The sequence below is a fragment of the Paraburkholderia sp. BCC1885 genome, from assembly GCF_900996235.1.
In the GTDB taxonomy this organism is placed as follows: Bacteria; Pseudomonadota; Gammaproteobacteria; order Burkholderiales; family Burkholderiaceae; genus Paraburkholderia.
Genome location: NZ_CAAJGM010000227.1, coordinates 25,113 through 31,641 on the forward strand (window position 1 = coordinate 25,113; position 6,529 = coordinate 31,641).

General features: G+C 61.5%; 7 protein-coding genes and 1 pseudogene. 5 read left to right on the plus strand and 3 right to left on the minus strand.

The window, feature by feature from the left end; translation table 11 throughout:
• The first annotated feature begins 22 nt into the window (after window positions 1-22).
• The 3 genes from FQ755_RS27470 (at window position 23) to FQ755_RS27480 (ending at window position 2,975) form a co-directional block, all read left to right on the plus strand.
• Entirely contained in the window at window positions 23-1,366 is a 1,344-nt protein-coding gene (locus FQ755_RS27470) for an MFS transporter (protein ID WP_144158219.1), read from the plus strand.
• Window positions 1,367-1,399: 33 nt separating this feature from the next.
• Window positions 1,400-2,191, plus strand: a complete 792-nt coding sequence (locus FQ755_RS27475; protein WP_144158221.1) for an SDR family oxidoreductase — start codon at window positions 1,400-1,402, stop codon at window positions 2,189-2,191.
• Window positions 2,192-2,312: 121 nt separating this feature from the next.
• On the plus strand, window positions 2,313-2,975 hold the full coding sequence (locus FQ755_RS27480; protein ID WP_144158223.1) for a MarC family protein: 663 nt from the start codon (window positions 2,313-2,315) through the stop codon (window positions 2,973-2,975).
• On the opposite strand, the gene FQ755_RS27485 is transcribed toward FQ755_RS27480, so the two are convergent.
• Entirely contained in the window at window positions 2,953-3,180 is a 228-nt protein-coding gene (locus FQ755_RS27485) for a hypothetical protein (RefSeq protein ID WP_144158225.1), read from the minus strand. The genes FQ755_RS27480 and FQ755_RS27485 overlap by 23 nt on opposite strands.
• A gap of 134 nt (window positions 3,181-3,314) precedes the next feature.
• On the opposite strand from FQ755_RS27485, the gene FQ755_RS27490 reads away from it, so the two are divergent.
• Together FQ755_RS27490 and FQ755_RS27495 are read left to right on the plus strand one after the other, a co-directional pair.
• A complete protein-coding gene (locus FQ755_RS27490; RefSeq protein ID WP_144158227.1) occupies window positions 3,315-4,676 on the plus strand; it encodes a sensor histidine kinase in 1,362 nt (453 codons plus the stop codon).
• Entirely contained in the window at window positions 4,673-5,362 is a 690-nt protein-coding gene (locus FQ755_RS27495) for a response regulator transcription factor (protein WP_144158229.1), read from the plus strand. Before FQ755_RS27490 ends, FQ755_RS27495 begins: the two co-directional genes overlap by 4 nt.
• A 44-nt stretch (window positions 5,363-5,406) precedes the next feature.
• On the opposite strand, the gene FQ755_RS27500 is transcribed toward FQ755_RS27495, so the two are convergent.
• On the minus strand, window positions 5,407-6,033 hold the full coding sequence (locus FQ755_RS27500; RefSeq protein ID WP_144158240.1) for a LysE family translocator: 627 nt from the start codon (window positions 6,031-6,033) through the stop codon (window positions 5,407-5,409).
• 143 nt (window positions 6,034-6,176) lie between these two features.
• Window positions 6,177-6,529 (minus strand): annotated as a pseudogene (locus FQ755_RS38355) (hypothetical protein); the annotation flags it as partial.

Genomic DNA, 6,529 nt, shown 5'->3' on the forward strand with positions numbered 1-6,529 from the left:
AACTATCCCCGGAGGAGACATCATGGCGACCCCAGAAAATGGTGGCGGCGGTAACGAACTACATCGCATGGCGACGCGTAAGGCGATGCTGCGGTTAATTCCGCTTATGTGCGCGATCTATTTCATGTCGTATCTGGATCGTACTAATGTGTCCCTGGCGAAAGCGCGGCTTGCCGCCGATCTGGGCATCAGCGCCGCCGCCTATGGGCTTGGCGCGGGCATATTCTTCTTGGGTTATGCCTTGCTGGAAGTGCCGAGCAATCTTGCGGCGCACCGCGTTGGACCGCGCCGCTGGATTGCGCGTATCGCGGTGACGTGGGGCGCACTCTCCGCGGCGATGATGTTCGTACAAGGCGAATGGTCGTTCTACACGGTGCGCGTATTGCTCGGCATCGCCGAAGCGGGCCTGTTTCCGGCGCTGATGTATATGGTGACGCTGTGGTTCGCGCCGAAGGATCGGTCGGTGGCGGTGGGCTGGATTTATACCGCGCCGGCGCTTGCGCTGGTGATCGGCAATCCGCTTGGCGGCGCGTTCATGCAGATGGATGGTTTCGCCGGTCTGCACGGTTGGCAATGGCTGTTTCTTCTGGAAGGACTGCCAACTATTTTTGTCGGCGTGGTCCTGTGGTTCGCATTGCCCGAAAGGCCGACTAACGCGCGCTGGCTGAGCGGCGCCGAGGCGCGCATTCTCGAAGCGCGCGCCGTGCCAGATGCGGCGCACGCGGGTTTCTTTTCGCAGGACTGGCTGGCCGCGTTGAAGCGTCCGGCTACTGTGCTGATCGGGTTGATCTACTTTCTGAATCAGGTTGCGTTTGTCGGACTCGTGTTCTTCACCCCGGCGATGATCCAGCAGATGCATGTCAAGTCGCCGCTAATGGTGGGCGTGTTGTCGAGCAGCGTGGGGATCGGTTTTCTGCTTGGCGTGTTGATCCTGCCGCGCATTCATCGCCGCGTGACCAATGATTGTGTTTATCTCGGCGTGCTGACGGCGGGCCTGATTGTCAGCGCAATCATGTTTATTTCGTCGACAGTTTTGCTGGCGCAACTCGGATTGTTTGTCGTCACGGCTTTCTTTGCGGGCGGCGTGCTACCGTTGTATTGGGCTATCGCCATGAAGCGGCTGCATGGCATCCAGGCGGCCGCGGGACTCGCGTTTATCAATACCATTGGACTGATTGGCGGCTTTGTCGGGCCGTATCTATTCGGGCTCGCAGAAACAGCGTCGGGAAAGAGCGCGTCGGGATTTTCCGTGGTGGTGGGCGCCTCGATTCTGGGTCTCCTCCTCGTGCCGCTGCTGGCCCGCGCGATCCGCGCGGAAGGAAGTGAACCCCGTCTCGGCGAGCCGCTGCTGAACGTCGAACATTGAATTCACGAGATAACGGATTCCTGAGGAATGTGCATGAAGACCATCGACCTGCTCGCGCCACCCGCCGGACTGCGCGTATTGATTTCGGGCGCCGCCACGGGGATTGGCGCTGCCATCGCCCAGGCGTTTCTGGAAGTGGGCGCGCACGTCTACATTTGTGATGTCGACGCCACCGCTCTGGACAAGGCGAAAGCCGGCAGCCCGCAACTGCATGTAGGTATCGCCGACGTCGCGGACCGTGCACAGGTGGACCGCGTCATCGAAGACGCTCTCGATAAACTCGGCGGTCTCGACGTCCTCGTCAACAACGCGGGCATTGCGGGGCCGACCGGCGCGGTGGAAGACATCGAAGCGGAGCAGTGGGAGCGCACCATCTCCACGAACCTCAATAGCCAATACTATTTCTTGAGGAAGGCGGTGCCGGTGCTGAAGGAAACTTCGCGCGATCCCTGCATCGTCGCCATGGCGTCGGTGGCGGGACGGCTCGGTTATCCGTTTCGCACACCCTATGCGGCCACCAAATGGGCGATTGTCGGCCTGGTCAAATCGTTAGCGATTGAACTGGGACCGAGCAACGTGCGCGTCAATGCCATTCTGCCGGGCGTGGTGGAAGGGCCGCGCATGGACCGCGTGATTTCGGCTCGCGCCGACGCGCTGGGAATCGGCTTCGAGCAGATGAAGAACGAATACCTCGAGAAGATCTCCCTGCGGCGCATGGTGACCGTTCACGACGTGGCCGCCATGACGCTATTCCTGGCCTCGCCTGCGGGCCGCAACATCTCCGGTCAGGCGATTAGCGTGGACGGCAACGTCGAGTATCTATAACGCGATCAAGCCTTGTGGGCGTCCGGCCCCGGTATCCGGCCAGCTACAATCCGGTTGCGCGCATTCCTATGCGTGGCCAACCCCATTGCAAGCGCGTGACCTGCCTACCGGACGCCTAACCATGCTTCACGAACTAACCAAAACTGTTCTGTTGATTTTCGCCGCGCTGTTTCCGATCATCAATCCGCCCGCCGCCGCTTTCATCATTCTGAGCATGGTGCCGCATGCGACCCCCGCCGAGCGCGCGGAGATGGCGCGGCGCATCGCGGTCAACAGCTTCGTGATCCTGCTGGCATCCCTGTCGATAGGCGCATATCTGTTGTCGTTCCTCGGTATTTCTATCGCGGTCCTGCGCGTTGCCGGCGGCCTCATCATTGCGATGGCCGGTTGGAATCTGCTGCAGTCGTCGGGGGACGAGACGGAAGATTCGCAGCCGGATCAGGTGACGGGCGGGGATCCGACGCTGCGGATCAAGGCCTTTTATCCGTTGACCTTACCTGTAACGGTGGGGCCGGGTTCCATTTCCGTGGCTATCGCGCTGGGTACCGGTTCGCCTCGAGCGGGTCTGCAGCCAGTGCATTTCATCGGCGTCGGGGTGGCGCTAGGGCTGCTGTGCATCAGCATCTATCTGTGCGTGCGTTTCGCCGGACACATTGGACGGCTTCTCGGCCCATCGGGCACGCAGGTGGCAATGCGGCTGTTTGCCTTCGCGATTTTTTGCATCGGGGTGCAGATTTTGTGGCTGGGCCTGTCTGATCTGCTCAACTCGTTGCATTTGCGTTGAAGCGCCAGGCCGCTTTAAGGCGGCCGTTTTGCGCCAGATGCTTGTACGACACTTTGCCAAGCTCCAGCAGGAGCAAGAAAATCGAGCCGGTCGCCGCCGCGCTGCCAATAGCCAGCGAAATGTCGAACAGCCATTCGAGTAATGCGAACATGATGGTTTCCCAAGGCATGAGTGGTTTAGCGTCGTAACGGTCGTTGATCAGCATGTGAGCTATCTTCGCCGACGAAAATGAGGTGAAAATGAGCGCGTTAACCAACTGCGTGCTATCCGGTGCGTAAGGTCCCCGGCAAACATTTAAATAGCGGTGCCGAACCGCGCGGCTTGTCTTTGCGAAGTCACATGAAACCTTCTCTGAGAAACAACCTTGCCATTGCACTGGGCCTGCTGGTCAGCGCCGTGGCAATTGCGCAGGGCATCAGCTCGTACCAGTTATGCCGCGCCGGGATGAGCGCGCTTCTCGACTTGCGGCTGGAGCAGGTGGCGGTGCGCATGCGCAATGGATTGGCGGAAACCATTCCGGCCACTCCTTCGCGTGGTTCGCAGCCGAGCCGCGATATCGTGATCACGATTCGCAAGCCGGGCGCAGAGGTGCCGCTGCGTTCTACAGATCCATCGCTGCAATTGCCGCAAGACGCGCCTGGCGGTTTCACCTCGGCTCAGGTCGCGGGCGAGGGATGGCGCATCTACACGCTGCGCGACGAGGGGACGCTTATCCAGATCGCGCAGCGTTCATCCGTGCGCGATGAACTGGAACGCGAAACGGCCCTGACCACTTTGTGGCCGACGCTGGTGTTATTGCCGCTCGTCCTGGCTGCGGTGCTGTTGATCGTGCGCGTGTCGTTTCGCAAGATGAATCAGCTCGGCAACGAGGTTCAGGAAATCGACGCGGCGCATCTGAAGCCGCTGCCGTCGGCGGGCGTGCCGACCGAACTGCTGCCTTTCGTCGATTCGATCAATCGCATGATCGTGCGGCTGGCGCAGTCGATCGAAGCCGAGCGCAAGTTCATCGCGGACGCCGCGCATGAATTGCGCACCCCGCTGACGGCGTTGCAACTGCAGGCGGATAATTTGCAACCGCATATCGTCGCCGGCAATCAGGAGCGCTTCAATGAACTGCGAAGCGGCATCGCGCGTAGCAGCGCCTTGATCGCGCAACTGTTGCGACTCGCGCGCGCAGATGCGCCTTTGTCGGGCGGGAGCATCGCGCCGACCGACGTCTCGCGCGTCGTCGTCGAAGCCGTCGCGGACGTGCTGCCGATAGCCGCCGCACGCAGCATCGACATAGGCGCGGAGCAAATGGTGACCGACAAGGCCGCTGTGCCTGCCGCGGATGTCGCCATTGCCGTCAAGAACCTGGTGAGCAACGCGGTGCGTTACACGCCGGATGGCGGCACGATCGATCTCTCCATGCGCACGGACGGGCAGACGATATGGGTGGAAGTGACGGATACCGGACCGGGCATCGCAGAGGAATTGTTGCCGCGCGTGTTCGACCGCTTTTTCCGGGCGAATCTCGATGTCGAGGGCACCGGGCTTGGTCTATCCATCGTGAAGTCCATCACGCAGAAATACGGTGGCGACGCGGTGATTCGCAATCGTGGCGATGGCCGCTCCGGTGTCGTGGCGGCAGTCATTTTTCCGCTGGCGCGGGCGCAGGCGGAGCGAAACGCGGCCCTGGATCCGCACGGGAGAGAGCTATGAGAGTTCTTCTGGTTGAAGACGATCTGCAGATCGGGCAGAGCCTGATACGCGCGCTCAAGGACGCAAGCTACAGCGTCGATTGGGTGCGTGACGGCCTCGCCGGCCGCGCGTCGATGGACGCGGCCGAATACACCGTGGTGTTGCTGGACCTCGGCTTGCCGGGCATGTCGGGAATCGAACTGCTGCGCTCGGCGCGCGCCGCGGGCAACCCTGTGCCCGTGCTGATCCTGACCGCGCGCGACGACCTCGACTCGCGCATCGAAGGGCTGGACATCGGCGCGGACGATTATCTGCTGAAGCCCTTCGAGGTCGGCGAACTGCTGGCGCGAATTCGCGCCGTGTTGCGACGCAAGGCGGGCTACGCGGTGTCGCGACTCGGCGACGCCATGCTCAATCTGAATCTCGACCAATGCACGCTCACTTTCGGCGACAAGGTGGGCGTGTTGTCCGCGCGTGAATTCGCGCTGATGCATGCCTTGCTGGAGCATCCCGGCACGATCTTTTCGCGCAGTCAGATCGAAGACAAACTCTATGGCTGGGGCAAGGAGATCGAGAGCAATGCCGTCGACGTGCTGATCCATTCGGTGCGAAAAAAATTCGGGCAAGGCGTGATACGCAATGTGCGCGGCCTGGGCTGGACGGTGATTCTGGGCGCTGCGCCTAAAGATCAGTCCTCGAACGAGTGAGCCGCGCAGCAATACGCCGCGCTTACGACACGATTAGGCCACGATTACGCCACGCCCGAACTCCGCACCACCTGATGGACCACCGTCCACGCCAGCGACAAGGAAAACGCCGCAAGCACAACTGAGGCGCAGCGCTGCACATGGACCGGACTGATGCGCATGAGCCGGCCGCCGCCGAGCGCCGCGCCCAACGCGACCCACGCGAGGCCGATCGGCACCAGGGCGGCCGTGAAAAGCGTCATCGCCTCGAGATAAGCGGCCACACTCTGAAACGCCACGACCGGAAAGATCGTGCCTGCGAACAGGATGGCTTTCGGATTGAGCAGCGTGGCGACAAACAGCGTTCGCAGACCAATGGTCCCTTGCGACGTCGAAGGGAATGCACTCGCGGTCTGCCACATACGCACCGCGAGGACGGCGAGATACAGACTGCTGGCAATGCGCAACAGCGCCGGCAGCCAGGTGAGCGAGGCCGCCGCGTGTGCGAGAAACAGTCCCCAGGCGGAAATGGACACGAGGTAGCCGGCGAATTCGGCGCCGGTCAAATGAGCCGAACGCCGCAAGCCGCTGCGCAGCCCGGCGCTCGCGAGCAACGTGTTGGTCGGTCCGGGCATGACCAGCACGATGATGCAACCTAACGTCATTAATGCGGCGGTGGAAATCGAAAGCATGGCTTGGGGATTGGAAAAGAGTGGCACAGGCTCTTTGCGGTCCCTGGCCGGCGGGATCGTCATGGCGGTCTGTTAGTACGATTTTACCGTCGATATGGATTGAGCCCTTTTCCGCGCGGGTCGCCAGGAACAGCCGCCAAGTGTCAGCCACCCCGTGCAAGATACTGATGAATCGCCTGAATGGCCGCCGAGCCTTCGCCGACCGCCGCCGCCACGCGCTTCACCGAACGGCTACGGGCATCGCCGGCTGCGAAGATGCCGGGCCGGCTCGTCTCCAGGTCATGCGGCGGGCGCTCCGCTTTCCACGCGTCGCCGGTATCGGCGCCTGTCAGCACGAATCCGTCTTTGTCCAGGGCGACACAATCGCCTAGGGAAGGTCTGCATAAATCATGCAGGAATTGAGTTGCCAAATATGCCGTCGACTGCGACGATTTGGGCATGAGACAAGCTAATCTGGGATTGGATTTGACGACCAAACGAACGCGCAAGCGGGAGT